Source organism: Rhodococcus sp. ZPP (assembly GCF_017656075.1).
Classification (GTDB): Bacteria; Actinomycetota; Actinomycetes; order Mycobacteriales; family Mycobacteriaceae; genus Rhodococcus_F; species Rhodococcus_F oxybenzonivorans.
The window spans coordinates 3,457,032-3,483,296 of record NZ_CP058638.1 but is presented as its reverse complement, the minus strand read 5'-3'; the positions used below and the strand labels follow the sequence as shown (position 1 = coordinate 3,483,296).

The 26,265-nt window shown below is 64.3% G+C and carries 26 protein-coding genes and 3 pseudogenes; 10 read left to right on the top strand and 19 right to left on the bottom strand.

Annotation, left to right across the window (positions count from 1 at the left end):
- Positions 1-31: 31 nt before the first annotated feature.
- Positions 32-709, bottom strand: a complete 678-nt coding sequence (locus HYG77_RS16545) for an FCD domain-containing protein (RefSeq protein ID WP_244372896.1) — start codon at positions 707-709, stop codon at positions 32-34.
- Between the two features lie 389 nt (positions 710-1,098).
- Positions 1,099-1,536: a hypothetical protein gene (locus HYG77_RS39640; RefSeq protein WP_244372894.1), complete on the bottom strand. Its 438-nt coding sequence runs from the start codon at positions 1,534-1,536 to the stop codon at positions 1,099-1,101.
- A 5-nt stretch (positions 1,537-1,541) separates the two neighbouring features.
- On the opposite strand from HYG77_RS39640, the gene HYG77_RS16535 reads away from it, so the two are divergent.
- The 5 genes from HYG77_RS16535 (at position 1,542) to HYG77_RS16515 (ending at position 5,979) form a co-directional block, all read left to right on the top strand.
- Positions 1,542-2,333 (top strand): amidohydrolase family protein, encoded by a 792-nt coding sequence (locus HYG77_RS16535; RefSeq protein WP_208959921.1) that lies wholly within the window; start codon positions 1,542-1,544, stop codon positions 2,331-2,333.
- A gap of 191 nt (positions 2,334-2,524) precedes the next feature.
- A complete protein-coding gene (locus HYG77_RS16530) occupies positions 2,525-3,364 on the top strand; it encodes an aldolase/citrate lyase family protein (protein WP_244372892.1) in 840 nt (279 codons plus the stop codon).
- A gap of 31 nt (positions 3,365-3,395) precedes the next feature.
- Positions 3,396-4,496, top strand: a complete 1,101-nt coding sequence (locus tag HYG77_RS16525) for an acetyl-CoA acetyltransferase (protein WP_208959920.1) — start codon at positions 3,396-3,398, stop codon at positions 4,494-4,496.
- 118 nt (positions 4,497-4,614) lie between these two features.
- Positions 4,615-5,610 carry a zinc-binding dehydrogenase gene (locus tag HYG77_RS16520; protein ID WP_208959919.1) on the top strand — a complete coding sequence of 332 codons (996 nt, stop codon included), beginning with the start codon at positions 4,615-4,617 and terminating at the stop codon, positions 5,608-5,610.
- 3 nt (positions 5,611-5,613) lie between these two features.
- Entirely contained in the window at positions 5,614-5,979 is a 366-nt protein-coding gene (locus HYG77_RS16515) for a cupin domain-containing protein (RefSeq protein ID WP_109334684.1), read from the top strand.
- 21 nt (positions 5,980-6,000) lie between these two features.
- Here HYG77_RS16515 and HYG77_RS16510 read toward each other — a convergent pair whose 3' ends face one another.
- From HYG77_RS16510 to HYG77_RS16480, 7 genes and pseudogenes are all read right to left on the bottom strand, one after another.
- Entirely contained in the window at positions 6,001-6,486 is a 486-nt protein-coding gene (locus HYG77_RS16510; protein ID WP_208963410.1) for a Sua5/YciO/YrdC/YwlC family protein, read from the bottom strand.
- Between the two features lie 7 nt (positions 6,487-6,493).
- Complete coding sequence (locus tag HYG77_RS16505) at positions 6,494-6,724, bottom strand: hypothetical protein (protein ID WP_230990022.1); 231 nt, start codon at positions 6,722-6,724, stop codon at positions 6,494-6,496.
- Positions 6,725-6,927: 203 nt separating this feature from the next.
- Positions 6,928-7,065: pseudogene (locus tag HYG77_RS16500) on the bottom strand (peroxiredoxin); the annotation flags it as partial.
- Between the two features lie 118 nt (positions 7,066-7,183).
- Positions 7,184-7,777 (bottom strand): DoxX family protein, encoded by a 594-nt coding sequence (locus tag HYG77_RS16495; RefSeq protein WP_208959917.1) that lies wholly within the window; start codon positions 7,775-7,777, stop codon positions 7,184-7,186.
- A 189-nt stretch (positions 7,778-7,966) separates the two neighbouring features.
- Entirely contained in the window at positions 7,967-8,557 is a 591-nt protein-coding gene (gene folE, locus HYG77_RS16490) for a GTP cyclohydrolase I FolE (RefSeq protein WP_208963409.1), read from the bottom strand.
- A gap of 47 nt (positions 8,558-8,604) precedes the next feature.
- Positions 8,605-9,231, bottom strand: coding sequence for a VOC family protein (locus HYG77_RS16485; RefSeq protein ID WP_208959916.1), 627 nt, complete (start codon positions 9,229-9,231; stop codon positions 8,605-8,607).
- Between the two features lie 161 nt (positions 9,232-9,392).
- Entirely contained in the window at positions 9,393-10,607 is a 1,215-nt protein-coding gene (locus HYG77_RS16480) for an amidohydrolase family protein (protein ID WP_208959915.1), read from the bottom strand.
- Between the two features lie 424 nt (positions 10,608-11,031).
- On the opposite strand from HYG77_RS16480, the pseudogene HYG77_RS39635 reads away from it, so the two are divergent.
- Positions 11,032-11,530 (top strand): annotated as a pseudogene (locus tag HYG77_RS39635) (TIGR03364 family FAD-dependent oxidoreductase); the annotation flags it as partial.
- A gap of 15 nt (positions 11,531-11,545) precedes the next feature.
- On the opposite strand, the gene HYG77_RS16475 reads toward HYG77_RS39635, so the two are convergent.
- Positions 11,546-11,749, bottom strand: a complete 204-nt coding sequence (locus HYG77_RS16475; protein WP_109335484.1) for a zinc-ribbon domain-containing protein — start codon at positions 11,747-11,749, stop codon at positions 11,546-11,548.
- Positions 11,750-12,043: 294 nt separating this feature from the next.
- Here HYG77_RS16475 and HYG77_RS16470 point away from each other — a divergent pair, with 294 nt between their 5' ends.
- Positions 12,044-12,580 carry a DUF488 domain-containing protein gene (locus HYG77_RS16470; protein WP_208959914.1) on the top strand — a complete coding sequence of 179 codons (537 nt, stop codon included), beginning with the start codon at positions 12,044-12,046 and terminating at the stop codon, positions 12,578-12,580.
- Positions 12,581-12,619: 39 nt separating this feature from the next.
- Here the strand turns inward: HYG77_RS16470 and HYG77_RS16465 are convergent, their stop codons facing one another.
- From HYG77_RS16465 to HYG77_RS16450, 4 genes and pseudogenes are all read right to left on the bottom strand, one after another.
- The gene (locus tag HYG77_RS16465) at positions 12,620-14,128 is read right to left on the bottom strand and encodes a protein adenylyltransferase SelO (RefSeq protein WP_208963408.1); all 1,509 of its coding nucleotides are present in this window, start codon (positions 14,126-14,128) and stop codon (positions 12,620-12,622) included.
- 83 nt (positions 14,129-14,211) lie between these two features.
- Positions 14,212-14,490, bottom strand: coding sequence for a hypothetical protein (locus HYG77_RS16460; protein WP_208959913.1), 279 nt, complete (start codon positions 14,488-14,490; stop codon positions 14,212-14,214).
- Between the two features lie 301 nt (positions 14,491-14,791).
- Positions 14,792-15,073: pseudogene (locus HYG77_RS16455) on the bottom strand (DUF4193 family protein); the annotation flags it as partial.
- Positions 15,074-15,184: 111 nt separating this feature from the next.
- Positions 15,185-16,240: a putative sulfate exporter family transporter gene (locus tag HYG77_RS16450; RefSeq protein ID WP_208959912.1), complete on the bottom strand. Its 1,056-nt coding sequence runs from the start codon at positions 16,238-16,240 to the stop codon at positions 15,185-15,187.
- Positions 16,241-16,341: 101 nt separating this feature from the next.
- Here HYG77_RS16450 and HYG77_RS16445 point away from each other — a divergent pair, with 101 nt between their 5' ends.
- Entirely contained in the window at positions 16,342-17,247 is a 906-nt protein-coding gene (locus HYG77_RS16445) for a LysR family transcriptional regulator (RefSeq protein WP_208959911.1), read from the top strand.
- Between the two features lie 10 nt (positions 17,248-17,257).
- On the opposite strand, the gene HYG77_RS16440 is transcribed toward HYG77_RS16445, so the two are convergent.
- The 3 genes from HYG77_RS16440 to HYG77_RS16430 all read right to left on the bottom strand — a co-directional run bounded on the left by HYG77_RS16440 (position 17,258) and on the right by HYG77_RS16430 (position 20,518).
- Positions 17,258-17,989: a sulfite exporter TauE/SafE family protein gene (locus tag HYG77_RS16440; protein ID WP_208959910.1), complete on the bottom strand. Its 732-nt coding sequence runs from the start codon at positions 17,987-17,989 to the stop codon at positions 17,258-17,260.
- A gap of 40 nt (positions 17,990-18,029) precedes the next feature.
- On the bottom strand, positions 18,030-19,058 hold the full coding sequence (locus tag HYG77_RS16435; RefSeq protein ID WP_208959909.1) for a phosphotransacetylase: 1,029 nt from the start codon (positions 19,056-19,058) through the stop codon (positions 18,030-18,032).
- Between the two features lie 89 nt (positions 19,059-19,147).
- Entirely contained in the window at positions 19,148-20,518 is a 1,371-nt protein-coding gene (locus tag HYG77_RS16430) for an aspartate aminotransferase family protein (RefSeq protein ID WP_208959908.1), read from the bottom strand.
- Positions 20,519-20,737: 219 nt separating this feature from the next.
- On the opposite strand from HYG77_RS16430, the gene ald reads away from it, so the two are divergent.
- A complete protein-coding gene (gene ald, locus HYG77_RS16425) occupies positions 20,738-21,859 on the top strand; it encodes an alanine dehydrogenase (RefSeq protein ID WP_208959907.1) in 1,122 nt (373 codons plus the stop codon).
- Positions 21,860-21,964: 105 nt separating this feature from the next.
- Positions 21,965-23,434 carry a PLP-dependent aminotransferase family protein gene (locus HYG77_RS16420; RefSeq protein WP_208959906.1) on the top strand — a complete coding sequence of 490 codons (1,470 nt, stop codon included), beginning with the start codon at positions 21,965-21,967 and terminating at the stop codon, positions 23,432-23,434.
- 20 nt (positions 23,435-23,454) lie between these two features.
- Here the strand turns inward: HYG77_RS16420 and HYG77_RS16415 are convergent, their stop codons facing one another.
- Together HYG77_RS16415 and xsc are read right to left on the bottom strand one after the other, a co-directional pair.
- Positions 23,455-24,231 carry a sulfite exporter TauE/SafE family protein gene (locus HYG77_RS16415; protein ID WP_244372888.1) on the bottom strand — a complete coding sequence of 259 codons (777 nt, stop codon included), beginning with the start codon at positions 24,229-24,231 and terminating at the stop codon, positions 23,455-23,457.
- A 139-nt stretch (positions 24,232-24,370) separates the two neighbouring features.
- Positions 24,371-26,179, bottom strand: coding sequence for a sulfoacetaldehyde acetyltransferase (gene xsc, locus HYG77_RS16410; protein WP_208959905.1), 1,809 nt, complete (start codon positions 26,177-26,179; stop codon positions 24,371-24,373).
- Positions 26,180-26,265 lie beyond the last annotated feature (86 nt).

Here is a 26,265-nt window from a genome sequence, read left to right as displayed (position 1 = left end):
ATCCCGGGAGCGCGCGCCAGGCCAGAGAACACTAGTTCCAGTCCACTACCTGGTCCAGCACCTCGGGACAATTCTTCTCCAACGCGTCGACATAACTCCGAATATGATCACGCATGAGGCGCTCAGCTTTTTCGGAATCACCACTCTTGATGGCGTCGGCGATTTGATCGTGCGATACCGGCAATTCTTCTCGGGGAATCTTCTCGTCGGCGGATTCATCGACATATATGCTGCGGAGTCCGTCCGCGAATAACAGTAAGATCGGGTCGCCGGTGAACCGGGCCACTGAAAAGTGGAAACTTCCGGACTCCGCGTTGTCCCCGATCCCGTCCGCCTCGTCAGGATCCCAGGGTATACCAGACTTCACGCGTTCACTCGCGAGCCGAGCCATCAAAGGCTCGACCTGCAGGCGCGTGTTCAGCACATTTCTGAGCGTCAGGCCGAGTAGATGGAAATACAACGATGAAGCGCTCGCAAATTGCGAGCTTGCGACCTGATTTACTCGGGTACCCCCACCCGGGCCGGGTCGAATGGAGATGACTCCGTACATTTCGAGAATACGAAGGGCTTCGCGAAGCGACGGCCGGCTGACCTCGTAGCGTTCGAGCAACTCCGCCTCCGAGGGAAGCCGAGAGAGCCCTTCGTCTCCAATGTCCTGCACGATTCGACCCGCCACCAGTCGCGCAGTCTTCCGGCCAACAACTTTCATAACGCTCATGATAGCCCTCGCCCCAGGGATTACCGCTGCGTGAAGCGATGTAAGCGGGTGAGGTCGCCGATTCGGCGGCACCGCCGACGAATTGATGGTGGCTCAACACATCCCGAGATCGGGCCTACACGAGAACAACTCGAGAGGCGGCTTGTCCGCCGTGGCCAAAGTGCGGCGCTGACGAACTTGCCAGGAATCAGGCCCGACGAGTGGGCCGTCCCGCTTCGGAGGAATCGATGCGACGGCGGCCTGCGTTCCGGGGTCATGTGTGCGCACTGATGCGCAGGGGTGTTGAGCAGGTGTTTCCCCCGGTGGTGGGCGTGTGGCGGAAAGTGATGGTTGACACAAGAGGCGGTTGCTGTAGATCATCTATAGGAACTGTTTCTGAGTCAGCAAAGGATTGTGGTGCCATGAGTAAGTACCGGGTTATCGACACTGATACCCATCTCATCGAGCCGGCGGATCTGTGGACCGAACGCCTGCCGAAGGCGTGGGGCGCGGACGTGCTGCACGTCAAGTTCGATGAGAAGACCCAGTCGGACCTGTGGTTCTTCGGTGATCAACCGCTCAAGGGCGCGTGGACGTGGGCGAACTGGAACTGGAAGAACTTCAACTCCGAGCTGCACGACGGGAGCGGTCCCACCCGCCTCGACGAAGCCCATCCGGCGACCTACGACGTCGACGAGCGCGTGAAGTTCATGGACGATCAGGGCTTCGAGATGCAGGTGCTGTACCCGAACCTCGCCGGGTTCGACTGGAAGCCGTTCGTGCAGCATCCCAACCGGAACCTGGCGATCGCGCACCTGGCCGCCTACAACGACTTCCAACTCGAATGGGTGGCCAAGTACCCGGGCCGGTTCATCCCGATGATGGTGATCCCGTACTGGGACGTGGCGGCGTCGGTCGCGGAGATCGAACGCCTCGCCGATTCCGGCTTCGGCGGCATCGTGACCACCGGTGCCCCGCACGAGCACGGTCAGGCGCCCTGGGCAGCCGCAAGTGGGATCCGCTGTGGAAGGCGTGCGAGGAGGCGGGCCTGTCGGTCAGCTTCCACACCGCCAGCGGCGACTTCCGCGAGATGCTCAAGCACGACGAGGACGACGGGTTGGTCGGTGGTGTTCGCGTTGCCGCCGACGGACCCCACATCTACCTCGCCAACGCCGTCATCGTCAGCGACCTACTCGTCTCCGGAATCCTCGCCCGGTTCCCGACCCTGCAGTTCGTCTCCGTGGAAAGCGGAATCGGCTGGGCCCCGTTCGTTCTCGACGCCCTCGACAAGCGATTCCAGAAGAACGGCGTGTTCCGCTCGCACCCCGAGTTCGGTGACATGCTCCCCAGCGACTTCTTCAAACGGCAGGTATCGCTGAACTTCTGGTTCGAACAACTCGACGACTACCACCTCGAAACGCTCTCACTCAAACCACTGATGTTCGAAACCGACTTTCCCCACCCCACCAGCTTCCACCGTCCCACCCTCGACGAAAACATCGAACTCGTCCTCGGCCGCCAACCCGAAGAGGTCCGCCGCGCGGTCCTGTGGGACAACGCCGCCCGCCTCTACGGCAAGGCCATGGAAAAACAGGGAGTCAACCCGAGCCAAGCCGTGGCCGGCTTGACCAGCTGACCACACCCCACACCACCACCACCAACAAGAACCGGGCGCTCTGGGGCACTCCACCCGCACCCGACGGTGCCCCAGAGCGCCCATCCCACCACCCGACACGGTCAGGCGCCAGCCACCCAGCGGGATTGTGTTTATCCGTGCGTTGATCGGCGACTGCTACTCGCCGTCCGAGAGCGAGGAGAACTATCGCCATGATCTTAAGACGTAACCACCTGATGGAAACCCTACAATCCGGTCGAATTGCGTTAGGCTGCAGTCTCAATGAGGCGCGCGATCCAGGCATGGTGTACGCCATGGCCGCTGCTGGTGCAGACACGGTGTTCATCGACCAAGAGCACAATCTGCACAACACCGAGACGGTGTTCGAGTTGGTCGCGCATGCCCATGCCGCCGGAATCAGTCCGTTGGTCAGGCCACCCCAGATCGACTATGCCTGGATCACTCGTTTGCTGGACGGGGGATGTCAATCCTTGCTGATTCCGCATGTGCGACATCCGTCCGAGGTCGAGCATCTCATCGACCTGGCGTTCTATCATCCAAGGGGTCGACGCGGCGTCGCCTTGGTCGGCGGAGCGGGCGTCAATTATCAGGAGGTCACCAGCGCGACAGACGTAATGCGCTGGGCCAACGAGAATCTGCTTGTTGGGTTGATTATCGAAACCCCGGAAGCGGTCGAGGCGTTGGACGAGCTTCTTCTTCCGGGCATCGGCCTGGCACTGGTGGGGCACGGGGACCTTGCCCAACTGTATGGAGTGCCCGGAGATCCGCGACACCACCTTGTGCTCGAGGCGCAGGAACGGGTGCGTGCGCTTTGTGCCGAACGTGGAGTTGCCTACGGCGTGTTCCAGCCGAGCCCCCATCTTATTGCCTCCGAGGTTGAACTGGGAGCGCAGTTGATCGTCCACGGTGGGGTCTTCTCCTTCATCCGTAAATCGGTGGGGGATTTTCGTAAGACTGTCGAAGGGGCCTTGACTGCGGACTCGACGTCGGCAATGGTCCAGCCCGGCGGCCGACCTTCAGTGCACCGTTGAAATATCAGAGTGTGGAGTTCGAGGTAATCCGATGACTAACGAAGTGGTAATCGTCGAGGCAGCGCGATCGCCGCTCACCCAGCGGCAGATGTACGGCAGAACCTCCTGCGAGCTCACGGTGGAAAAGCTGTTGGACGTCACCGTCAACGGCCTACTGCAACGCACCAAGATCGATGAGGACGTTGTCACCACCGTGGTCACTGTGGGTGACGGGTCAGCGTCGCGCCGGTATGCCGAATCGTGGCGGAATGTGTTCGATCATATCGATCTGCACGAGACGATTTCGTCCACTTCTGCAGTCAGATTGGCAAGTGAAGCGATCAACGATGATCCGCGACGGGTGGTGTTGGTGGCGGGAGCGGTTGGCGGGCATTCTCTCCATGAACCTGGACGACCTGCGGGTCAGCCGACGCCGCCGGGAGCGGACCTATGGTCCATCACGCGAAAGAAGCAAGGCGACTTTGCTTTCGCGTCCCACCGACGCGCCCGGGAATGCGCCCTGTCGGGCGATTTTCGACGCGAGATCATCCCTCTCGAAGTTCACCTCGACCACGAGATGACCGAGTTCATCGCGAGCGACGAGCTTCGGCAGGTGCCCGAGCCGGGCGGTGCCCTTACGCCAGCCGGTGCGCCGGCTTCGAACGGTGGAGCCGGCCACGATTGTCACCCGTCGCATCAAAGCGCTCGTGCTGCGAGTGGCGCCTGCGCGCTGGTGCTCACCAGCGCCGCCCGCGCCGACGACCTGGGGCTGCACCCTCGCGGGCGTCTGGTGGGAGTCGAGATGCTGTTCGACATGCCGTTGACGAATGTATCGGTCTCTCAACTTGAATCGGTGCGCTCGTATCTGCGGGCACTCGAAGTTTCGCTCAACCGGATCGATCAGTTCGAGGTTCCGGAAGAGGTGGCGGTGACACCGCTGATCTGGCTCGAGCAGTTCCGCCTGAATCCCTACATGCTCAATCCGCGGGGCGGGGCATTGGCCTTCGGTCACCTGGGCGGACTCGAAGGCATTCGGTGTGTGACAACCATGCTCAGCGCCCTGGAGGATACCGGCGGAACCTACGGGGTGGTGGCCACGTCGGATCCCGAAGGATCCGGCGTCCTGCTCGTGGAATGCCTGAACAGCCCCTGACCACGCGTGGGTGAGCACGGATCTACAGGCACTGCAACGGCCGTGGTCACGGCACGGCAACTGGCGGCCTTCGCCAAATTCTATTTCCATGATTCAAGAGGGGTTGAGAATGAAGGCAATGGTTATCGATCGAAAGTCGAATAGCCCTGGACTGGATCTGGTCGATGTGGTTCCACCCGAGGTAGGGGACACACAGGTCCGCATCGCAGTGCGAGCGGCTTCGGTGAACCGCGCCGATCTGGCCCAGCTCGCCGGAACCCATGCCGCTGGTGTTGGTCCACAGGCCCAGGTGGTGGGGCTCGACGCGGCAGGGGAAATCATCGAAGTCGGTCTCGGTGTCACCGACTTTGCGCGAGGCGACCGCGTGATGACGATGGTGGCTGGTGGTCTGGCGGAAGAGGTGGTGGTGGATGCCTCGATGCTCATCCCGATACCGACAAACTGGAGCTACCCTGAAGGAGCTGCGGCCGTACTGGGCTTCATGACAGCCCACAACGCGTTGATGACAACTGCGCGGATGACCGGGGGCGAATCCGTTGCGATACACGCCGCGACATCTGGCGTGGGCATGCAAGCCGTCCAGCTGGCTCGTTACTTCGGAGCCCGGCTCATCGTCGGTACCACCCGTTCGGATCGAGGCCACGCGCTCCTTGACGCCCTGGGAGTCGACGAAGTGATCAACACCAGTGCAACCGATTTCGCTGCTAGAGCACTGGAGATCACCGCCGGCAACGGGATCGACATCGTTCTCGACCACGTCGGTGGCAGTTACCTTCCGATGAACATTCAGGCCGCGGCAGTGAAGGGCCGAATCGTGGGGATCGGACGTCTCGGCGGAGCGGAGGGACTCCTGGATATGGAGGCGCTGGCATTCAAACGGATCGAATTGGTCGGCGTGACATTCCGCACCAGGACTCCCCAGGAAAGGGCCGAGATCGTGCGCGCGTTGCGGCGAGACATTGCACCCTTCCGCCCGCATGCCGCCCACCGCGATATCCACGAAACGCTCCGCCCGGTCATCGCCCGCGTTCTGCCCTGGAGCGCAGCGGATAAGGCCTATCAATTGATGTCCGACAACGAAGTACTGGGCAAAATCGTGCTGGAAGTGGGTTGACATATGCAGGCCAACATTTTCGATGTAAAAGAGATGATCGGTTTCAAGCCCGTGCAGGGCATGGATGGGCGTGCCGTTTTCGGCGCACATATGCAATTGACCTATGTCACCTTCGAGCCCGGCACGGTGGTGCCGATCCACTCCCATCCGCAGGAACAGATCGGGTTACTCCTCCGCGGCGACGCGACGCTGTTGCTCGACACCGGCGAGGTGCAGTTGACCGAGTTATCCAGCTACGTGGTGCCCGGCGAGGTGCGACACGGCCTGGTCGTCGGCTGGGAGGGCGCTGTGTTCGTCGAGGCCTTTCATCCCCTGCGACAGGACTATGTCGATGCCGCCCGCGGGAAAGATGTGGTGCCGTTCCAATGAAATCGACCCACGTGGGGCGCCTCAACTCACGTCATGAAGGGCGTGGACTCCGTGACGAACGGGCATCGGGCGAGTAGCCGTGGCTATGACCGTCGTGCCGAAAGCTGCTTCGTCGGTGCCCTGCCTCCTGATCATGGAACTGAGCGGCTGCGGGTGGCGATTGTGTTGCGATGTGGCACGCCCCGAGGGAGATTCCGAGGACCGCGCAGCCTGTAGAACCAACGACACAGAGCCGGGCCAGAACGCGTGGATCAGTTGGTGCGCCGGTGCTGGCACGGATGCAACCATCCCGTCCAGATTATCCATGCTTCCCACCAGGACCGAGGCCGGCTTGTCACTACCGCGCTGTTGTGCAGCCGACAAGGCGTGCACGGCCTCCCGGTCGAAGGCGTCGGAACCGACCGCGTACAGGGTGTCGGTGGGGAAAACGATCAGGCGACCTGAACGGAGCGCGTCACCCGCGTGGGAGAGTCCGTGCTGCCTGGCCTCAGGGACAAGGCAGTTCAGCGGTTGGTCACCGTCGAGGGCTCATCGTCGCTGATGTCGCGGTGTCCGAACGCGTTGGCAGTTCCACCGACAGGAGGCGCTGGCTGACCTCGATCAATCGATCTTCGCGACATGCCGCGGCAACGATGAACTTTCTGAGCGCACTACGTGCGTCGACCAACTCCCAGAAGATGGCATCAGTGCGCGCGCCCACTGGTGAGAGCTTCGCGTATTGCGTCATCAATTCATCGATGGTCATCGCAGGTCCGTCCCGAAGATCTGCGAGTAACCGATTTCGGTCCCACGCTTTACCGGCGAGGCCTGACCGTGGTGTCCTTGACAGGCACGTCATTCTTGCTGATAGCACCCCGGAGGCGTACGGGACGACTCGTCGAGCAATGATGACCCCGGCGGCCATCGCAACCGCACTGGCAGTCGCCGCAATTTCTCGTCCGACCATGATCAGATGCTCCCACTCAGGAGTGCGCCTGGCGAGATGGTGGGGTCGCCCTTCGTCCAGTTGCAGGCGCACAGCTGGTCGGATTGCAGGGCGTCGAGGACCAGGAGTGCCTCGTCGACATTGTGGCACAGGCTATTTGAGATTTCGGCCCCGCTGAGAGCGGTCAGGTTGTAGGCGGGAAACTGTTTACCGATGGTCAGCAGCGCCATGGGAGTTCCTTCCGGAGAGCTTGGGCGTGATTGAGCTACGGTGGCCGGATCAGCCGGCTCGTTCGCCCGGCTCTACCGTGTCGAGATCGGGCGTCGGCGGTTGAGCGTCTCGCGGGGTACGTCGGGGACTATTCCAGAACACGGACGTGTGGCTCGCCGCCGATGCCGCACCCACGATCAAGGTGGCCAATGCGGCTTTGCCACCGCGGAATCGTCCGAGCCGGAGATGCCGATCCAGACCGAGCATGCCCGCGGGGAGACTGACAAGCGCCACACATCCGGCAGCAAGGCCCGCTGCGTACTCATATCCCTCGGCCGTGATGAAGAACCCGTTGGGGGCATGCACGGTTCGGATCGCTACACCCATCGTGCCAATCACCGCCGCCGCTGCCACCGGGGTCATGGTCCCCGCGATAAGGGCGCTTCCCGAGAGTATTTCGACGCCGGCACTGGTGACTGCCTGAAACTTGGGATCGCGGAACCCGATCGATTCGAACCACCGCGTCGTGCCGTCGAGCGAGCGAGCGTGTTTTACTCCGTGTGCGACCATCGTCGCTCCGATAGTCGTTCTCAGTAATAGTTCCGCGACGTCAACGCCACCGAATCCGCGTTTCTGCCTGACTCGATCCGACACAGCTCTCATTGCTACTACCCCTGGGTTGTGCTGTTTCACCCGGCGCGCCAACCTGCGAGGACCTCGGTGACGCGACGGGCATGACGTTGACGTTTCGATGGTTTACCGGCCTGCGCATGGGCATCGCATGCATCGAAGATTGCTCTCGCTGCAGGACACCTTCGCCTTCAGCTGAAGGAGCAGGTTTCCGTCGTGGCCCTAGACCCCTGTCAGCGCGAAGAACTCTTGACGTGATCGCGGATCATCGCGCAACGATCCCGACAGCGCCGAGGTAACGGTGGTAGAGCCGATGGCGCGTATACCGCGCATCGACATACAGCTGTGCTCGGCTTCGATGACGACCCCCACACCCTTCGGCCCGAGTTTTGTTGTCAAACAATCCGCGACTTGCTTCGTGAGTCGTTCTTGCACCTGAGGCCTACGGGCGAAGAACTCGACGATGCGGGCAAGTTTCGACAGGCCGAGGACGCGTTCGCCCGGCAGGTATCCGACATGCGCGACACCGCTGAACGGCAAAAGGTGGTGTTCACACACCGAGCGAACCGGAATGGATTTTGCCACCACCAGCTCGTCATACCCTTCATCGTTCGGGAAGGTCGTCAACTCGAAAGAGTTGGGGGTAAAGAGATCAAGGTAGGCCCGTGTCATCCTGCGGGGTGTATCCCGCACACCGCCGGCGCCGGTATCGATCCCGAGCGCGTCCAGAAACGCACGCGCAGCGGACTCCGCAGCGGCCAGGTCCGCGTTCCGCGGATCACCTACGCCGGCCAAGCCGTCGTATAGCAGCAAATCGATCGATTGCGTCGAGCTACCCTCGACTGCGCTCCTTGTCTCCGTCACGCCGGGTTCACGCGGAGTGCGGGGACAGGGTTGGGATCGCGGAACCAGTCCGTCGGTTGGTGCTTTTCCCACTTCGGGTTGCCGAGGTCGAAGGTGGCAATTTCGAGGGGGATCCCGTCCGGGTCGTAGAAGTAGAGGGACTCCACCCACGCCTCGTGATCTCGGGCGATAATCTTGCTCGTCTTGACACCGCAGGCCTGCAGGTGGTCCCGAAACCACACCACGTCGTCGTGACTGTCGACGTTGAATGCGACATGGTCGAACTTTCGCGGAGTCCATTGGTTTTCCGGAACACCGGGCCACAACCATTCGGCACTGACCGAGGGCTCTGCGGTCGTGGGTGTATCGCTGATGCCAGCTCCGCCTACCACAATGAGCGACAGCAGGTTCCCGTTCCCCATATCCAGAAAGGTGTTTTTCAGGATCTGGTATCCGCGCCCGGGTGCTGGATAGTCCGCGGTGGTGCGAACAACGGTCAACCCCAGGACGTCGCGGTAGAACCGGACACTGGCGTCCATGTCGCTGACGATCAGTTGCAGGTGATTGACACCGGCGAGGCGGCCTGTCGCAGCACCGGCCTGTGTCAGGATCGCCGGTTTAGAATCCGTTGCCTCGGTGGTCATCTACGCTTCCTCACTTTGCTTCGAAGGGGTTCCTCGACATGGTTCGCACGAGTTTCGACGAACCGTGTCGGGTGGTGGGATGGGCGCTCTGGGGCACCGTCGGGTGCGGGTGGAGTGCCCCAGAGCGCCCGGCTCTTGCTTGATGGTGGTGTGGGGTGTGGTCAGCTGGTCAGGCCGGCCACGGCTTGGCTCGGGTTGACTCCCTGTTTTTCCATCGCCTTGCCGTAGAGGCGGGCGGCGTTGTCCCACAGGACCGCGCGGCGGACCTCTTCGGGTTGGCGGCCGAGGACGAGTTCGATGTTTTCCGCGAGGGTGGGACGGTGGAAGCTGGTGGGGTGGGGAAAGTCGGTTTCGAACATCAGTGGTTTGAGTGAGAGCGTTTCGAGGTGGTAGTCGTCGAGTTGTTCGAACCAGAAGTTCAGCGATACCTGCCGTTTGAAGAAGTCGCTGGGGAGCATGTCACCGAACTCGGGGTGCGAGCGGAACACGCCGTTCTTCTGGAATCGCTTGTCGAGGGCGTCGAGAACGAACGGGGCCCAGCCGATTCCGCTTTCCACGGAGACGAACTGCAGGGTCGGGAACCGGGCGAGGATTCCGGAGACGAGTAGGTCGCTGACGATGACGGCGTTGGCGAGGTAGATGTGGGGTCCGTCGGCGGCAACGCGAACACCACCGACCAACCCGTCGTCCTCGTCGTGCTTGAGCATCTCGCGGAAGTCGCCGCTGGCGGTGTGGAAGCTGACCGACAGGCCCGCCTCCTCGCACGCCTTCCACAGCGGATCCCACTTGCGGCTGCCCAGGGGCGCCTGACCGTGCTCGTGCGGGGCACCGGTGGTCACGATGCCGCCGAAGCCGGAATCGGCGAGGCGTTCGATCTCCGCGACCGACGCCGCCACGTCCCAGTACGGGATCACCATCATCGGGATGAACCGGCCCGGGTACTTGGCCACCCATTCGAGTTGGAAGTCGTTGTAGGCGGCCAGGTGCGCGATCGCCAGGTTCCGGTTGGGATGCTGCACGAACGGCTTCCAGTCGAACCCGGCGAGGTTCGGGTACAGCACCTGCATCTCGAAGCCCTGATCGTCCATGAACTTCACGCGCTCGTCGACGTCGTAGGTCGCCGGATGGGCTTCGTCGAGGCGGGTGGGACCGCTCCCGTCGTGCAGCTCGGAGTTGAAGTTCTTCCAGTTCCAGTTCGCCCACGTCCACGCGCCCTTGAGCGGTTGATCACCGAAGAACCACAGGTCCGACTGGGTCTTCTCATCGAACTTGACGTGCAGCACGTCCGCGCCCCACGCCTTCGGCAGGCGTTCGGTCCACAGATCCGCCGGCTCGATGAGATGGGTATCAGTGTCGATAACCCGGTACTTACTCATGGCACCACAATCCTTTGCTGACTCAGAAACAGTTCCTATAGATGATCTACAGCAACCGCCTCTTGTGTCAACCATCACTTTCAGCCACACGCCCACCACCGGGTGAAACACCTGCTCAACACCCGTACGGCCGAGACATCTCGTCGGCCGGCTTCGGTAGCGGACGGGGGCTGGAAACTCGATCGGCCGTGCAGGAAGATCAACTGCAGGGTCCGCTGGCGGGATGAGCGGGTGTGGCTGGGACTGACGCGCAACATGCAAGGGCGGCAGCCCCACAGTTCGTCAGCGCGCCCGATCGAGTCGCCGTCGTGGAGCCCAACACACGACTTGTGTTCCGTCAGAGGTGTTGCGGACGGCGATCGAGCCTTTCTATTTCGACGTAGGAAGGCACGGTCCTGACCGCGTGCGATTGCTCGACCACCACCAGATTCTCGACCGAATCCCGATCTTCGGGGAAGACGACATCGGAGGGATGTACCTGCCGATGGATTTTCAGGTCGGTCCACGCGCCAGGCCGCTCCGACGATCGCGAAGTGGCTGGAGCAGTCCGGTGTGCGTTTCCACTAGAGCACGGCAGCAACATCTTTCGACGCCGGTACGGTCTACACCTCCCGCGGGGCGCTCCGGGCGAACACGATCTACGTGGCGGAAAGGCTGCGCACACAGTTTCCCGGCTATGTGGATCTGGAGTTGCACCAGAGTACACCCCGCAACCCCACGGCTCGATTCTCATTGGCGACACTCACATTCGTGAGATCACCACCTCGCCGTTTCAGAACGAGGCTGGATTCGAGGTTCTGCTCGCCGAAGCCCGAATGTTGTTCGGTGTGGACGTGATCGACGTCAGTGAGCGGTGGCAGGGCGTATACAGTTCCGCGGCCGGTTCGGAGTTCCTCCTCGCGGAACCCATCGGTGGCGTCCACACTGCCCGGCGGCGCTCAGACCTCGACGGCGGTTCCGCAGATGCCACATTCCTCGAATTGCCGGCGATTCCAGCGAGCGACGGGAACGAAAAACAACGTGAACTGCTTGGATTCCCGTATCCGTGCCCACTGTGTGGTGTTGTGACAGCGCGGGCACGTTCGGGTCTGCCCCGCGCCGAGGTGTTGCCGCTTGGTGCCGAAACCGAATAGTAAGAACACCGCACCAGCATAGAGCGCGGGCCTCAGTAGACGGTCATCCGCTGGCAGTTCGGAAGTTATCGCCCGGTCGACGGATTTTCACACCGAAGTTGGGCCTTCAGGATGCGATTCCCGCGGGTTTACACATCGAACTCCGAGCGGCCCGAAGTGCTAGGTGTTGCGCGTCGCAACGGTCATCTCCGCGAGATCACCGACTCGTAACATCACCACCAACGCTCCCCGTCCGATCCCGGCGCAGAGCGGAGGTCCGACGAAGCCGACACCACTGGCCGGTTCCGAGGAGGAGGCGAGACGATGTTGATCTCGGTGGGGCACGGCCGACTCGGCCGGGAAGACATGACGACGCTGCTGGAGACGGCCGCCATTGAAGCGGTAGTCGATATTCGGCGATATCCAGGCAGTCGTCACAACCCTGACGTCAGCAGTGAGGCGCTCACGCAATGGCTACCGCACGCGGGAATCGATTATCGCCATGAACCGCGGCTGGGCGGGCGCCGGCGCCTGCCGTCCGGCGAAGAGCGGGAGGATCCTTGGTGGCAGGTCGACCAGTTCGCTGCGTACGCGGCGTATACCCGCACGGCCGAGTTCGCTGACGCCTTCGCCGAGTTGGTGGAGCAGGCGAATCGGCGGCGAACGGCGATGATGTGCAGTGAGAGTGTGTGGTGGCGTTGCCACCGCCGCCTCGTCGCCGACGTCGCCGTCCTCGCCCACGAGGTCGAAGTCGAGCACCTCATGCACGACGGCCGGCTAACCTCTCATCCGCCTGCGGCGGGTGCTCGCGTCCGATCCGACGGACGGGTGGTCTGGGACTGTGACCGAGCATCGTCGTGAACAACCGCGAACCGCTCGGCGTGGCCGTGGTTCCGTAGGTCAGGTGCCGCAGAAGGTTTGGAAGGTATCGCTGAATGCACGCGGTGCGGGCGTGGTGTAGTCGGACCACTCGTCGCGGTGGTCGAACGGATGCGTGACGACCTCGAGCAGCTTCTCGAACGGAGCGAGATCACCGCCGGTCGCGGCGCGCAAAGCAGCATCGACCTGATGGTTGCGCGGAATGTACAGCGGGTTGACGCTGTCCATTGCAGCTGCGGTGTCCGCTGCCCCGAGCCCGTGTGCGGTCAGGACGCCGCGCCAGCGTTCCAACCATGACCCGATGTGCTCGCGCGGTACTTGCTCGCCGAGAGGCGTCGAGTTCCCGCGCAGCTCGTCCGCGAGTGCACGGAAGGTGCCCGTCCAGTCGGCACCGTGTTCCTCCATCAGCGTCAACAGGTCGTCGATCAACGCACGATCGATGGGCGTGCCGGCGACACCGAGCTTTGCCGCCATACCCGCCGAGTAGTGGCGGTCGTACCGCTCGTCGAAAGTGTCGAGGACCGCCGAGACCGCGGTAATCGCGTCATCCACCGTCGAATCGATCAGCGTCAGCAGGGTTTCCGCGAAGCGCGCCAGGTTCCACTTCAGGACGGCGGGCTGGTTGCCGAACGCATAGCGGCCTCCGTGGTCGATCGAACTGAACACTGAAGCCGGATCGAATGCGTCGAGGAAAGCGCACGGACCGTAGTCGATGGTCTCCCCTGAAATGGTCGTGTTGTCGGTGTTCATCACCCCGTGCACGAACCCGGTGAGCATCCACTGCGCCACCAGTGACGCCTGAGCCTCGACCACCGCCTCGAAGAACGCCAGGTAGCGATTGCCGTGACCCGTCTCCGGCAGTTCGGTCAGCTCCGGGTAGTGGCGGGCGATCGCGTAGTCGGCGAGGGGCTGCAACACCTCACCCCGCCGCACCGCGAATTCGAAGGTGCCGACGCGCAGGTGACTGGCGGCCACCCGGGCTAGCACGGCACCGGGCTCGGCGCCGTCTCGAAGAACGTGCCGACCGGTCGCCACCACCGACAGCGCACGCGTAGTGGGGACACCGAGGGCGTACATCGCCTCGCTGACCAGGTACTCACGCAGCATCGGGCCCACAACAGCGAAACCGTCGCCGCCCCGCGAGAACGGTGTGCGCCCCGAACCCTTGAGATGCACATCCACTCGTCGGCCGTCACCATTCTTCACTTCACCGAGCAGTAACGCCCGACCATCCCCCAGGAGGGGTACGTAGCCACCGAACTGATGGCCGGCATACGCCATCGCCACCGGCTTGGCCCCAGCCGGCGCCGTCGACCCGGACAGGACTGCGACCCCGCCCTCGCTTCGCAGCGCCTCTATATCCAACCGCAACGACGCGCCGAGCTGCTCGTTGAGCACGAGCAACTTCGGGTCGGGCGCCTGTGCGCCCTGCCATGGCACCGTCAGGGTGTCCAGCTCGTCGGCGAAGGTGCTCTCGAGGCCGGCCATCGCAGCGGTAGCGCCGATTGTGAAATCCGGGATTGCCATCATTCGAGAATAACCACCGCCCGACCCGGACACTGCTCTTGTCACCGCACCTCCTCATCCACAGCGGTACGGCCGGATCGCGGCGCTCATTCGATCGCGCCGAGTACAGCCCCGTCGCGGGGCACCAATTCGAACCAGGCGCTGGTGCCGCCGCGGATATGCGGCTCCGGGTAGCACAGGGCCAGAGCCTGCTCCTCGAACGCGGTGAACCACTCGTCCCAGGACAGGCGCTCGAACCCGGTGACGGTCCCGAGGAAGTCGATCCGCAACTGGCCCGCACTGTCCCGCGCAGGAGCCCCGTGATGCGCCTGAACCCACCGGCGAATCTCGTCGTGATCGGTGGTGATGTGCGGTGCGATGGTCATCGCGCTCGTCCTCCTCGCGTCCTGCCTGCGTCTCGCCCCCTGCCTACAGGCGTTGGCGTCGGCGCGGTGAAACGAAACGTCGAAGCCGGGAATGTTCCGGGGGCTCGAACGCCGCGCCGACGGTGACCGCCGACCGCACCCACGGTGAGCTGGGCTTTCCGCGGCGCCGCCCTCATCTTCTCGGGGACGGCAGAATCCGATCATAACGACCTTTCATCCCCACTGGCCAGGGCAAAAGGTCACCAGCGCGCACGCCCGGCCGAGACCGCTGTTCCAGGTCCACTGCGGTCGGGTAGATCGATCAGTCGGCGCAGTCGCGGCAGATCATCCGACTCTCGGGGCGCTCGGCCGACCGGCTACGGTGGTGGACGAGGAAGCAACTGGTGCAGGTGAACTCGTCACTTCGCTTCGGTACCACCTTGATCATGAGCTCTTCACTGGACAGGTCGGCGCCCGGCAGCTCGAACGACTCCATGACATTTCTCTCATCGAGGTCGAGGTCGACGTCGGGGGATCGCGGTTCTATCCTGGTCTCGAGCTGATCGAGCGACTCTTCGACAAGGTCATCCGGACCGCTCAGGGGGCGTTGTGCGTCTGTGACGGGCGGTGAGTTCGACGATGTGGTGGTCCAGCTTCCCGACGAGTACGCGGATCTCCTCGGTACCGGACCCGTTCAGCACTGATGCCGCGGTAGTCACCCCACCAGAAGAACACCGACCAGCGCGATAGAGGCCACCCAGACGGTGGAGATGCCCGCGAGCACGAAGGGCCGCGCACCGACCTTCTTGATCGTAGCGATCTGGACGCCGGCGCCGAGGGCGAACATCGCGGCGGTGAGCAGGGCGGTCTGCACGATCTTGGCTTCTGCGAGCAGGGCGGAGGGCAGCACGCCGGAAGACCGCAGGCCGACGCAGGCGAGGAACGCGAGCACGAAGAGCGGGACGAGCGGGGGCCGCTTCACGTCGGCGTCGGTGCCGGCGAGCTTGCGCTGGCGCACGCTGAGGACGGCCATGACCGGTGCGAGCATGAGGACTCGCGCGAGTTTGACCACCGCGGCGACGCCGAGGGCAGCACCGCCGATCGCGCCGCCCGCGGCGACGACCTGCGCAACCTCGTGGATGGAGCCGCCCGCCCACAGGCCGGCGTCGGTGTCGGAGAGTCCCAGCGCCCGCGACAGCAGCGGAATCGCGGGGATCATGAGCGTGCCGAAGATGACGACGAGCGCGACCGCGGTGATCACCTCTTCCTCGTCGGCGTCGACGACTCCGTCGACCGCTGCCACGGCGGCCGCACCGCAGATCGAGAATCCGCAGGCGATGAGCAGACGCTGGGTCCAGCTGAGGCCGAGTACCTTGCCCGCGAACATCGTTCCCACGATGCCGAGACAGACGATCGAGACGACCACGACGATGACGCCCCAGCCCAGTCCGAGGATGTCGCTCAGCATCAACTGGAGTCCGAGGAGCGCGATACCCACCCGCAACAATTTCTTGGCGGAGAACTGCAGTCCCGGCCGCAGGCGTTCGGGCAGATGCACGACGTTCGACAGAACGGCGCCGAGAACGATGGCGATGAGCAGCGGGCTCACCGTCGGAAGGAACCGGCCGACACCCATGGCGATGGCGGTCGCGACGGCGCACAGCGCCAGACCCGGCAGGAGGGTGGCCGTGGCGTTGTGCAGTCGCGGCAGCGCGGCGGGGCTCGGGGCGCGCTGTTCCTCGGACTTCGATTCCCTCAGCTGACTACTCATACGTCTACGGTCGATCAGAATCGACATCTGCGGTAGCCGTCAGTTCGGCATGGGCACATATCAAAGAGATATGTCTTGCGCGCAGGTCATATACTGAATGCATGTCCCGCAAATGGCCCGACTTCGCCGTGCTCGAGTTACTCGTCGGCGTCGACGACCATGGAAGTCTCGGCGCCGCCAGTAGACTCGCTGGAATGGCCCAGCCGAACGCGAGCCGCGCCGTGAAACAACTCGAGCGGCAGTTCGGCATGACACTGCTGCAGCGCAGTCCGACTGGCTCCACGCTGACACCTCAAGGCACGGTGATCGCGCACTGGGCTCGCCGGGTTCTCTCCGATACCCGGCGACTGCTCGATGTGGCGGACGGATTGCGCGCCGAACGCACCGCCGAACTGACGGTCGCAGCCAGCATGACGGTGGCAGAGCACTTGATGCCGGCCTGGCTGGGCCAGTTCCGCAGCCTGTACCCGGATGTCACCATCCATCTGCAGGTGCATAACTCGACGCAGGTGTTCGACCGGGTAGCCGGCCGGACGTGTGACGTCGGGTTCGTCGAATCCCCCTCGGTGCCGAGACCCCTGAAAAGCCTCACGGTGGCGCGTGACCGGTTGGTGGTCGTCGTTCACCCCACCCACCCGTGGGCGCGCAGGCGTAAAGCACTGTCCGTAGCCGAGTTGGCCATGACGCCCCTACTTGCCCGTGAACCGGGCTCGGGTACTCGCACCACGCTCGATGTGGCGTTGCAGGAATACGACAGGGCGGCACCGCTCCTCGAACTCGGGAGCGCCGCCGCTATTCGCACCAGTGTGCTGGCCGGGGTCGGCCCCGCGGTGATGAGCACACTCGCAGTGGCGGAGCAGGTGGAGGCCGGCGAGCTGAAGGTGATCGACGTGGAGGGTCTCGACCTCGACCGTGTGCTGCGCGCGGCGTGGCGCGGACCTCGTCAACTCGAGGGTCCCGCAGGGGAACTGGTGCGTCTGGTCCGCCGAGTCGGTATCGATCGCTGAGCTCGCGTGCCTATCCGACGGTGAGGGTCACCGCGCCTGCGGCGATGACCAGCACGATGACGGCAGAGCGGAACACGCCCGGCGACAATCGCCGGGCAATCGCCAGTCCGATCAGGTTGCCCATCAGGGCCGCGAGCACGAATACCGGAAGGCGTGGCCAGATCATCGACTCCGTTACCTCGTCGCGAAACCAGAGAATTGCTAACGCAATGACATTGGCGACGATGAAGTAGCCCGCAAGATCAGCGATGAAGGACAGTGGCGGCAGCCGCGCCCGCATGAGCAGCAGCACGGGGGGTGGTCCGTTGAGAGATGTGGTTGTTCCGAGGTATCCGCCGACGGCACCGGTGAGCGCCAGCGCCGGGGTCGACGGCGTCCGTGGTGTCTCCGTCCGCACTGGAAGAGCCATGGCGACTCCGCACATCATGACCAACGCTCCTGCAGCCGGTTTCAAGAATTGCTCCGGCAGCATGCTCAGCGTGACGGCACCCAACCAGGCGCCTGGCAGGCTGCCGGCTCCCAGCAACGCAACTCTGCCCCAATTGATCTGGGTCCGTAGCTGGTATGCCGCACTGAGGCGGGTGACCAGTCCCGCGACGAGATTCACGAACACCACCTCGGCGACGTCGAATCCGGCCATCAACATGACCGGGGTAGCGATGAGGGCCGTTCCGAATCCGGTGGCGCCACCGATGACCGAGGCAATACCGATACAGAGGGCACCCAGTATCAGCATCGCCATGGTGAATCCCTTCGTTCGGAGGCCTCGGTGACGAGGTCGATCAGGTGGCCAGCGATTGGATCGCACTCACCAGAGACATCAACTCGATGTCGCTGCTGCTGCATCCGCGGGAAAGATCGTTCCACGGCGCCGACAGTCCCTGCAGAATCGGTCCCAGCGCTGTTGCGCCACCGAGCCGCTGCGCGATCTTGTATCCGATGTTCCCGGCGTCGAGATTCGGAAAGACCAGTACATTCGCGCGGCCGGCGACCCTCGAATCCGGAGCCTTCGACGCCGCGATTTCGGCGACGAGGGCGGCATCGAACTGAAGATCTCCGTCGACGTGCAGGTCCGGGTCGCGCAACCGCACCCGCTGCACCGCCTCGCGGACCTTCTCCACCCGCGGGTGGCTGGCACTGCCCTGGGTGCTGAACGAGAGCATTGCCGCGACGGGCGGCTGCTCGGTGAGCTGGAAGTGGGTGGCGCTTGCGGCCAGGGCTATATCCACCAGTTCGTCGACGGTGGGGTCGGGCACGACGGCGCAGTCGGAGAACGTGAGCTGTCTGCCGTCCGGTAGCAGCATCAGGAACGAACTCGACAGGATGCTCGAGCCCGGTGCGAGACCGACGATGCGCAATCCGGCTCGCAGCACGTCGGACGTCGGCCTGCTCGCACCCGCGACGCAGGCATCGACCATTCCCGCGCGTAAGGCCGCCGCGGCGAGGCACACCGGGTCGGACAGCGCCGGCTCGATCCGATCAGGGTATTTGGCGAATCCCGATTCGACGGCGTCGCGGATCGCGGAGTCGGCGGCCGCCTCGGCGAGGTCGACGACGAGTTCCTCGGGCAGGGGGATACGCGCACCCTCGGCGATACGCCGGATGACGTCCCGCCGCCCGAACAGCCGGGGGGAGACGACGCATTTGTGGTGCAGATGGTGGGCCGCACGGATTGCGCGTTCGTCTTCTCCGTCCGCGAGACCGACGACGCGATTCGCCCCTCTCAGGGTGGTGATCCAGTGGTCGATCAGCGACGAATCCTGTAGTCGTGCAGCGTCAATGAGCGGTACAGTGGTGACGCTCAGGGCCATGGCCTCGCTCTCCCATCACTACGAATAGGGGCGGCGGTCGTCGAACTCGACGACCGCCACCCGCTGGAACTCGGGAAACGGATCGTTCCCTACGGCTGAATTGCCTTCTCGACGTCGGTGAGCATGCTGTCGATTCCGTGGAGCAGCTCCGAGAGCACCTCGTCGTCGGCGACGAGCGGTGGCGAAATCATCAGCATCGTGGCACCACGGTCGTCGCCGCGGAGAATGACCTTGGTGCGGGCGAACGCCTCCGGCAGCACCTTGCGCAACACCGTCAGCGACTCCTGCTCGGTGAACTCGCGGCCGCTGTCGCTGTCGGCCATCAGTTCGATCGCGTAGAAGAAGCCGGTGCCGCGCACGTCCTTGACGCAGCGGTGCGCGTTCATCAGCGAGTCGAGTGCCGACCGCAACTTCGGCCCACGCGCGGTGACGTTGCCCAGCACGTTCTCGTCGCGCATCGCGGTGATGTTGGCGACCGCCACCGCCGTCGACACCGGGTGTCCACCCCACGTCGCGCCGTGGGTGAATACGCCGCCCTTGGGCGAGTCGTACAGCTCGCGGACCAGCTGCTCGCGGACGATCAGGCCGCCGAGCGGGGCGTATCCGGAGGTGGAGCCCTTCGCGAACGTGATCATGTCGGGCACCACACCGGTGAGCCCGTGCCCGAACCAGTGTCCGAGGCGGCCGAACGAGCAGATCACCTCGTCCGAGACGAGCAGGATCCCGTGTTTGTCGCACAGCGCGCGCAGCGCGGGCCAGTACCCGTACGGCGGGACGAGGGCGCCGCGCCCGTTCTGAACCGGCTCGGCGAACACGGCCGCGATGGTCTCGGCGCCCTCTTCCTCGATGACGGCTTCGATCGCGGCGATGCAGTCGAGCTCGTTCGCCGGGCCGCAGTCACCGAGGTAACCGAGGGTGTTGGGCACGGAGCGAACCCCGGGCAGCAGCGGTCCGAACGGATCTTTGATCTTGGGCAGCTGTGTCACCGAGAGGGCGCCGAGAGTGGTTCCGTGGTACGCCATCTCGCGGCTGATGATCTTGGTGCGCTGCGGGTTGCCCTGGCTGCGGTGGTACTGCCGGGCGAACTTGACGGCCGTCTCCACGGCCTCCGAACCCGAGTTGACGAAGAAGGTCGTCCCGAGATCACCGGGCGCCAGGTCGGCGATGAGCGCGGACGCCTCGATCGCGGGAATGTGGGCGCTGCCCCAGTTGGAGGCATACGCCAGCGTCCCGATCTGCTCGCTCGCCGCCTTGGCGATGTCGTCACGGCCGTGACCGATGTTCACGCAGAACAGGCCTGCCAGACCGTCGAGGAAACGGTCCCCCTCAGTGTCGATCAGATAGCTGCCCTCGCCACGAACGAACACCGGGAAGTCGCTGTCCCAGGTGTCCTTGCGGGTGAAATGAGGTCCGAGGTGCCGGCGGGCCCGTGCTCGCAATTCGGTGACGTCCACGACCATCTCCTTCGTTGTCGAATGGCTGTGATCCACACCATACGGACGGCGCGGACCGCAGGTCAGGGCCAGAAGAGCGGTATTCGATGGGTCCAGACTGGTCCCGATAGCCGACGCAAAACTGGTCCTTCTGGTCCCATGCCAGAGTGATCCAGACTTCGTTATCGCCCCGGCACCACGACTTGTGGACGGAGCAGTGATCAGCCCAGCCAACGGAGGTCTCAGATGAGGATCGGTATCCCCAAGGAAGTCAAGAACCACGAGTACCGGGTAGCGGCCACTCCGGCCGGAGTGCACGAACTCGTCACTCACGGACACGACGTGTTCGTGGAACGTGGTGCGGGAGAAGGATCGTCGATCGGAGACGACGCCTATGGCGCCGCGGGGGCAAAGATCCTCGACACGGCCGACGCCGTCTGGCAGAGCGCCGAACTGGTCCTCAAGGTCAAAGAGCCCATCGCGGAGGAATACCACCGGATGCGTTCGGACCTCACACTGTTCACCTATCTGCACCTCGCTGCGGGCGAGGAGTGCACCCGCGCCCTGCTCTCTGCGGGAACCAATTCCGTTGCGTACGAGACCGTTCAACTTCCCGACGGGTCACTGCCCCTGCTGTTCCCGATGAGCGAGGTCGCCGGCCGGCTCGCGCCACTCGTCGGTGCACAGGCACTCATGCGGCCCGAGGGTGGCCGAGGCGTACTCATCGGCGGGGTGTCCGGGGTGCTGCCGGCCCGCGTCGTCGTCATCGGCGCCGGCGTGTCGGGTATGAACGCCGTCGCGGTCGCCGCCGGCACCTGGGCCGACGTCGTCCTGTTCGACAAGAACGTCGACAAGCTCCGCGCCGCCGATCGGATGTACCAGGGCCGGATCCGCACCCTCGCCGCCAACGCGTACTCCATCGAGCAGGAGGTCATGCAGGCCGACCTCGTCATCGGCGCCGTGCTCGTCCCCGGTGCGAAGGCCCCGAAGATCATCTCGAACTCGCTGGTCTCCCGGATGAAACCAGGCAGCGTTCTCGTCGACATCGCCATCGACCAGGGCGGGTGCTTCGAAGATTCGCGTCCCACCACCCACGCAGACCCCACGTTCCGGGTCCACGACTCGGTGTTCTACTGCGTGGCGAACATGCCCGGAGCGGTGCCGCACACCTCCACGCATGCGCTGACCAACGTCACCCTGCCCTACACGTTGCAGATCGCCGAGAAGGGACTCGCCCGCGCCGCGCGGGAGAACGCCGCTCTCCGCGCGGGCGTCAGCACGGTCGCGGGGCGGCTCACCAACGATGCCGTCGGCGTCGCACTCGGAATCGAGTCGATCGACGTGGAAGAAGCGCTCGACCTCGTCTGATTCCACTCGCCGGCCCGGCATACTGAGGAGTGCTCACCCGAGAACTTCTCGGCGTGCCGGGCCGGCCTCGTCGTCAGCCCGCCATTGTTGTACAGGAGGCGATGCGTGCCGAGAACACTGATCGAGGTCGACCGCACTTCCACCGAGCCGCTCTACCGCCAGGTTCGGCGGGCGATCGAGCACGGCATCGCCAACGGGCTCTTCGATCCACGTCACCGGCTTCCGAGCTCCCGCGAGCTTGCCGTCGACCTGGCGATTTCGCGAAACACGATCAATCTGGCCTATCAGGAGCTGATCGCGGAGGGTCTGGTCCAGAGCCATCAGCGGTCGGGCATGTTCGTGAATCCCGACATGATCGAGACCCTGGCATCCGACGCGCGCGCGACCATCCCACGCATCGACTGGTCCACCCGGATAAGGCGTTACGCCGACGTCGACGTTCCGCACATAGAGAAGAATCTCGACTGGCACAGCTATCCCTACCCCTTCCTGGCCGGCCAGATCGACATCCGGAGCTTCCCCGCCCGCGCCTGGGTGCGCTGCCTGCGTGACGCGCTGTATCAACCGCACGCCTACGCGAGTCTTCAGGACAGCGTCGGAGCGGACGACCCGATGCTCATCGACATGATCCGCCAGCACCTGCTGCCGTCCCGCGGAATCGAGGCGGGTGCGGACGAAGTACTCATCACCGTCGGATCACAGCAAGGCCTGGACCTCGTCGGGCGGGTACTGCTCGGTCCGGAACACCGCGTGGCCATCGAGAACCCGGGCTATCTCGATGCCCGGCACATCTTCCTGCGCACCGGCGCCCAGGTGTACGGCATCGACGTCGACGAGCGGGGCCTGCGCCCACCGGAAACTCTGCGCGGCACCGATCTGATGTACCTGACGCCCAGTCACCATCATCCGACCAACGCGACTCTCGGAATCGACCGGCGCCAGCACCTGCTACAACTCGCCGCAGAATCCGGCACCGTCATCGTCGAGGACGACTACGACAGCGAATTCCGCTACCACGGCAGCCCCAGCCCGGCACTCAAGGCGCTCGACTCCAGCGGCGACGCAGTGTATCTCGGCACCTTCTCGAAGTTCCTGGCACCCGGACTGCGCCTCGGTTACCTCGTCGGACCCGCCGACCTGGTCCGCGAACTGCGCAATGCCCGCCGGTACGTGCTGCGCCACCCACCCGGCCATCAGCAGCGCGCCCTGGCCATGCTGATCGACAGCGGTGAGTACCACCGCGCACTACGACACCACCGCAGCCAGATGAAGCACAAATGGGAACGCCTCTGCGAAGCCGTCGACAAGTACCTTCCCTGGCCGCAGGAGTCGTATCCGCCCGGTGGCGTCAGCCTGTGGATGACCGGGCCCGAGAACCTCGATTGCCGGGTCCTGGTGCGCGAGGCGGAAGCCCGCGGGGTTCTCATCGAACGGGGTGACATCTTCTACACACAGCCCGTGCCGCCGCGCAACAACTTTCGAATCGGCTACGGAGCGATTCCCCTGCGATCAATCGAAGAAGGTATCGCGCTCCTCGGCCAGGCGTGCCAGGCGAGTTTCCGCCACTCCCGGTAACTGCGGCGGCGAAAATCGCCTCAGCGCAACGCCACCTGCACGAGGACGGCGGCGCCGAGGAAGCCGAGTAGCCACAGCACCCGCTGGCGGACCTGCTGGGCGGTGGTGCGGTCGAACAACCATTTTCCCGCGGCGGCGCCGAACATGCATAGCGGCGTGAACAAGGCGATCTGCGCCAGGACGGGAACCGTGAGGAGACCACCGGCAGCCGACCCGGCGGCGCCGAACGCGTCGATGACGAGGAAGAACACGACGAGCGAGGCACGCCCGGCGGCGACGTGGGAGGACGCGGAGAAGTACATCAGGACGGCGGGTGGACCACCGAGGGCGAAGCCGCCGTTGAGGAGGCCGGAGGCCACTCCCGTTACAGTGGTCGCACCGGGGCCGGGCAGTGACTGGCGGTCGGGGACGGCGGCCATCGCGACGGCGGAGCCGATGATAGCCACACCCAGCAGCACCCGCACCAGGTCACCGGACAGCTGCGTGAGCGCCCACATCCCGAGCGGCATGCCGATCAGGGTGCCGGCGAACAACCAGCGCAACGACTTCCAGTGCACCTGCCGCCACACCTGAGGAAGCATCGCGGCGCTCGCGACGACCTCGAGGACGAACACGGTGGGGATCACCGACGTCGGCGGGAGCAGGACGACGAGTCCCGCCACCCACACCATCGCACCACCGAAGCCGCCGAAACCGCGGACGACGCCGCCGGCCACCACGATGCCGAGCGCAAGGATGAGGGCGGGCAGCGACAGATCCCACACCGTTGCCGCCATACCCTGTAGCACCGCTTCCATTCGCCGTTGTCTCCGTCGCAAGTGTGGGGGTCGCGGCGGCGAAGCGACAGATCCAGACGGCACCCGATCGTCGGTACCAGAAAAGCACGGGACGTAGCCCCCGACGTCGGGCCGGGGGCTACGTGGTGGCAAAAGCGGACTACACGTAGTCCTTGTACTTGTCGAGCAGGCGAACCGGCTTCGACAGCGCGTCGCGGCGGAAGGGGTCGCCGAGTTCGCGGGTGCACATGATCTCGATGACCGTCGTCTTGCCCTCGTTCATCTGTGCGGCGACCGCGCGCTGCAGTGCGGGACCGACCTCTTCGAGCTTGTCGACGACGATGCCTTCGGCACCCATCGCCTGTGCGATTCCGGCGAAAGATTCGCTCTCGAGCTCACCGGCGACGAAGCGGCGGTTGTAGAAGTCGACCTGGTTCTTCTTCTCCGCACCCCACTGCCGGTTGTGGAAGACGACGGCGGTGACCGGGATGTCGTGCCGGACCGCGGTCATGACCTCGCCCAGGCTCATCCCCCAGGCGCCGTCACCCGCGTATGCGATGGCGGGCCGTTCCGGTGCCGCCGCCTTCGCGCCGATGATGGTGGGCAACGCGTATCCGCAGTTACCGAAGCTCATCGGAGCCAGGAAGCTGCGCGGCTTCTCGAACCGGAGGTAGCTGTTGGCGACGGAGTTGATGTTGCCGATGTCGGTGGAGACCATCACGTCTTCCGGCATCGCCTTCTCCAGCTCACGCAGCACCTGGCGGGGGTGCAGCCAATTGCCCTCCTCGCCTTCCTGTTCGGCGATCATGTCGAGGCTGAACGGATCGCGCTCATGCGTCCACTCGTCGAGTTCCTTCTCCCACGCGGCTTTCTCGACGTCGATCTTCTCGCTGCGTGCCGCCCGATTGGCGTCGCACGCGAGGGCCTTACCCTCGAGGCGTTCGGTGAGTGCGACGGCGGCAGCTTTCGCGTCGCCGCAGATTCCGACCGACACCTTCTTGACCAGGCCGAGCATCTTGTGGTCCGCATCGATCTGGATGATCTTCGCGTTCTTGGGCCAGTAGTCCATGCCGTGCTGCGGGAGCGTGCCGAAGGGGCCGAGACGGGTGCCGAGGGCGAGCACCACGTCGGCCTGGCTGATCAGCTTCATCGCGGCCTTGGAACCCTGGTAGCCCAGCGGTCCGGTCCACAGCGGGTGGCTGGCGGGGAACGAGTCGTTGTGCAGGTAGCTGTTGACGACGGGGGCGCCGAGACGCTCGGCGAGTGCCTTGCACTCCTCGACGCCGTCCGCCATCACCACGCCGCCACCGGACACGATCACCGGGAATTCAGCCTGGGCGAGCAGTTCTGCAGCCTCGTTCAGGCTCTTTTCGCCGCCGGGACCGCGGTCGAGCCGGGTGGGCTGCGGGATCTCGGTCTCGATCTCACCGTAAAAGAAGTCGCGCGGAATGTTGAGTTGCGTCGGACCCATCTCGGACATCGCGCGGTCGAAGCAGCGGCCGGTAAATTCGGCCATGCGCTTCGGGTTGTTGACGTGGCCCTGGTACTTGGTGAACTCCTGGAACATCGGCAGCTGGTTAGCTTCCTGGAAGCCGCCCAGGCCCGTGCCCATGGTGCCGGCCTCGGGGGTGACGATGACGACGGGGCTATGTGCCCAGAATGCGGCAGCGATCGCCGTGACACAGTTGCTGATTCCCGGCCCGTTCTGGCCGATCACCATGCCGTGCCGCCCGCTGACCCGGGCGTATCCATCCGCCATGTGTCCCGCACCCTGCTCATGCACCACCGGGACGAGCCGGATTCCGGCGGGCGCGAAGATGTCCATCGCATCCATGAAGGCCGAACCCATGATGCCGAACATGTCCGTCACACCGTTCGCGACCATGGTCTCGACGAACGCCTCCGACGGTGTCATCTTCTGTACACCGGAGACAGCGGTGCGATCGGCACCGTTCTTCTTCTTGCTCATGCGTGATCCTCCTTCAGGGGTGCGCCGGAAACGGCTGAGAATGGCAAAAATCGGAACGTTTCGTTCGTGATTTTGTGATGTGTTGG

What these genes read in the sequence shown, in the direction of transcription:
- HYG77_RS16545 (WP_244372896.1), bottom strand. Translation starts at nt 709, where the DNA reads ATGAAAGTTGTTGGCCGGAAGACTGCGCGACTGGTGGCGGGTCGAATC.
- HYG77_RS16535 (WP_208959921.1), top strand. Translation starts at nt 1,542, where the DNA reads ATGGGTGGCCAAGTACCCGGGCCGGTTCATCCCGATGATGGTGATCCC.
- HYG77_RS16530 (WP_244372892.1), top strand. Translation starts at nt 2,525, where the DNA reads ATGATCTTAAGACGTAACCACCTGATGGAAACCCTACAATCCGGTCGA.
- HYG77_RS16525 (WP_208959920.1), top strand. Translation starts at nt 3,396, where the DNA reads ATGACTAACGAAGTGGTAATCGTCGAGGCAGCGCGATCGCCGCTCACC.
- HYG77_RS16520 (WP_208959919.1), top strand. Translation starts at nt 4,615, where the DNA reads ATGGTTATCGATCGAAAGTCGAATAGCCCTGGACTGGATCTGGTCGAT.
- HYG77_RS16515 (WP_109334684.1), top strand. Translation starts at nt 5,614, where the DNA reads ATGCAGGCCAACATTTTCGATGTAAAAGAGATGATCGGTTTCAAGCCC.
- HYG77_RS16505 (WP_230990022.1), bottom strand. Translation starts at nt 6,724, where the DNA reads ATGACCATCGATGAATTGATGACGCAATACGCGAAGCTCTCACCAGTG.
- HYG77_RS16495 (WP_208959917.1), bottom strand. Translation starts at nt 7,777, where the DNA reads ATGAGAGCTGTGTCGGATCGAGTCAGGCAGAAACGCGGATTCGGTGGC.
- HYG77_RS16485 (WP_208959916.1), bottom strand. Translation starts at nt 9,231, where the DNA reads ATGACCACCGAGGCAACGGATTCTAAACCGGCGATCCTGACACAGGCC.
- HYG77_RS16480 (WP_208959915.1), bottom strand. Translation starts at nt 10,607, where the DNA reads ATGAGTAAGTACCGGGTTATCGACACTGATACCCATCTCATCGAGCCG.
- HYG77_RS16470 (WP_208959914.1), top strand. Translation starts at nt 12,044, where the DNA reads ATGTTGATCTCGGTGGGGCACGGCCGACTCGGCCGGGAAGACATGACG.
- HYG77_RS16465 (WP_208963408.1), bottom strand. Translation starts at nt 14,128, where the DNA reads ATGATGGCAATCCCGGATTTCACAATCGGCGCTACCGCTGCGATGGCC.
- HYG77_RS16460 (WP_208959913.1), bottom strand. Translation starts at nt 14,490, where the DNA reads ATGACCATCGCACCGCACATCACCACCGATCACGACGAGATTCGCCGG.
- HYG77_RS16450 (WP_208959912.1), bottom strand. Translation starts at nt 16,240, where the DNA reads ATGAGTAGTCAGCTGAGGGAATCGAAGTCCGAGGAACAGCGCGCCCCG.
- HYG77_RS16445 (WP_208959911.1), top strand. Translation starts at nt 16,342, where the DNA reads ATGTCCCGCAAATGGCCCGACTTCGCCGTGCTCGAGTTACTCGTCGGC.
- HYG77_RS16440 (WP_208959910.1), bottom strand. Translation starts at nt 17,989, where the DNA reads ATGGCGATGCTGATACTGGGTGCCCTCTGTATCGGTATTGCCTCGGTC.
- HYG77_RS16435 (WP_208959909.1), bottom strand. Translation starts at nt 19,058, where the DNA reads ATGGCCCTGAGCGTCACCACTGTACCGCTCATTGACGCTGCACGACTA.
- HYG77_RS16430 (WP_208959908.1), bottom strand. Translation starts at nt 20,518, where the DNA reads ATGGTCGTGGACGTCACCGAATTGCGAGCACGGGCCCGCCGGCACCTC.
- ald (WP_208959907.1), top strand. Translation starts at nt 20,738, where the DNA reads ATGAGGATCGGTATCCCCAAGGAAGTCAAGAACCACGAGTACCGGGTA.
- HYG77_RS16415 (WP_244372888.1), bottom strand. Translation starts at nt 24,231, where the DNA reads ATGGAAGCGGTGCTACAGGGTATGGCGGCAACGGTGTGGGATCTGTCG.
- xsc (WP_208959905.1), bottom strand. Translation starts at nt 26,179, where the DNA reads ATGAGCAAGAAGAAGAACGGTGCCGATCGCACCGCTGTCTCCGGTGTA.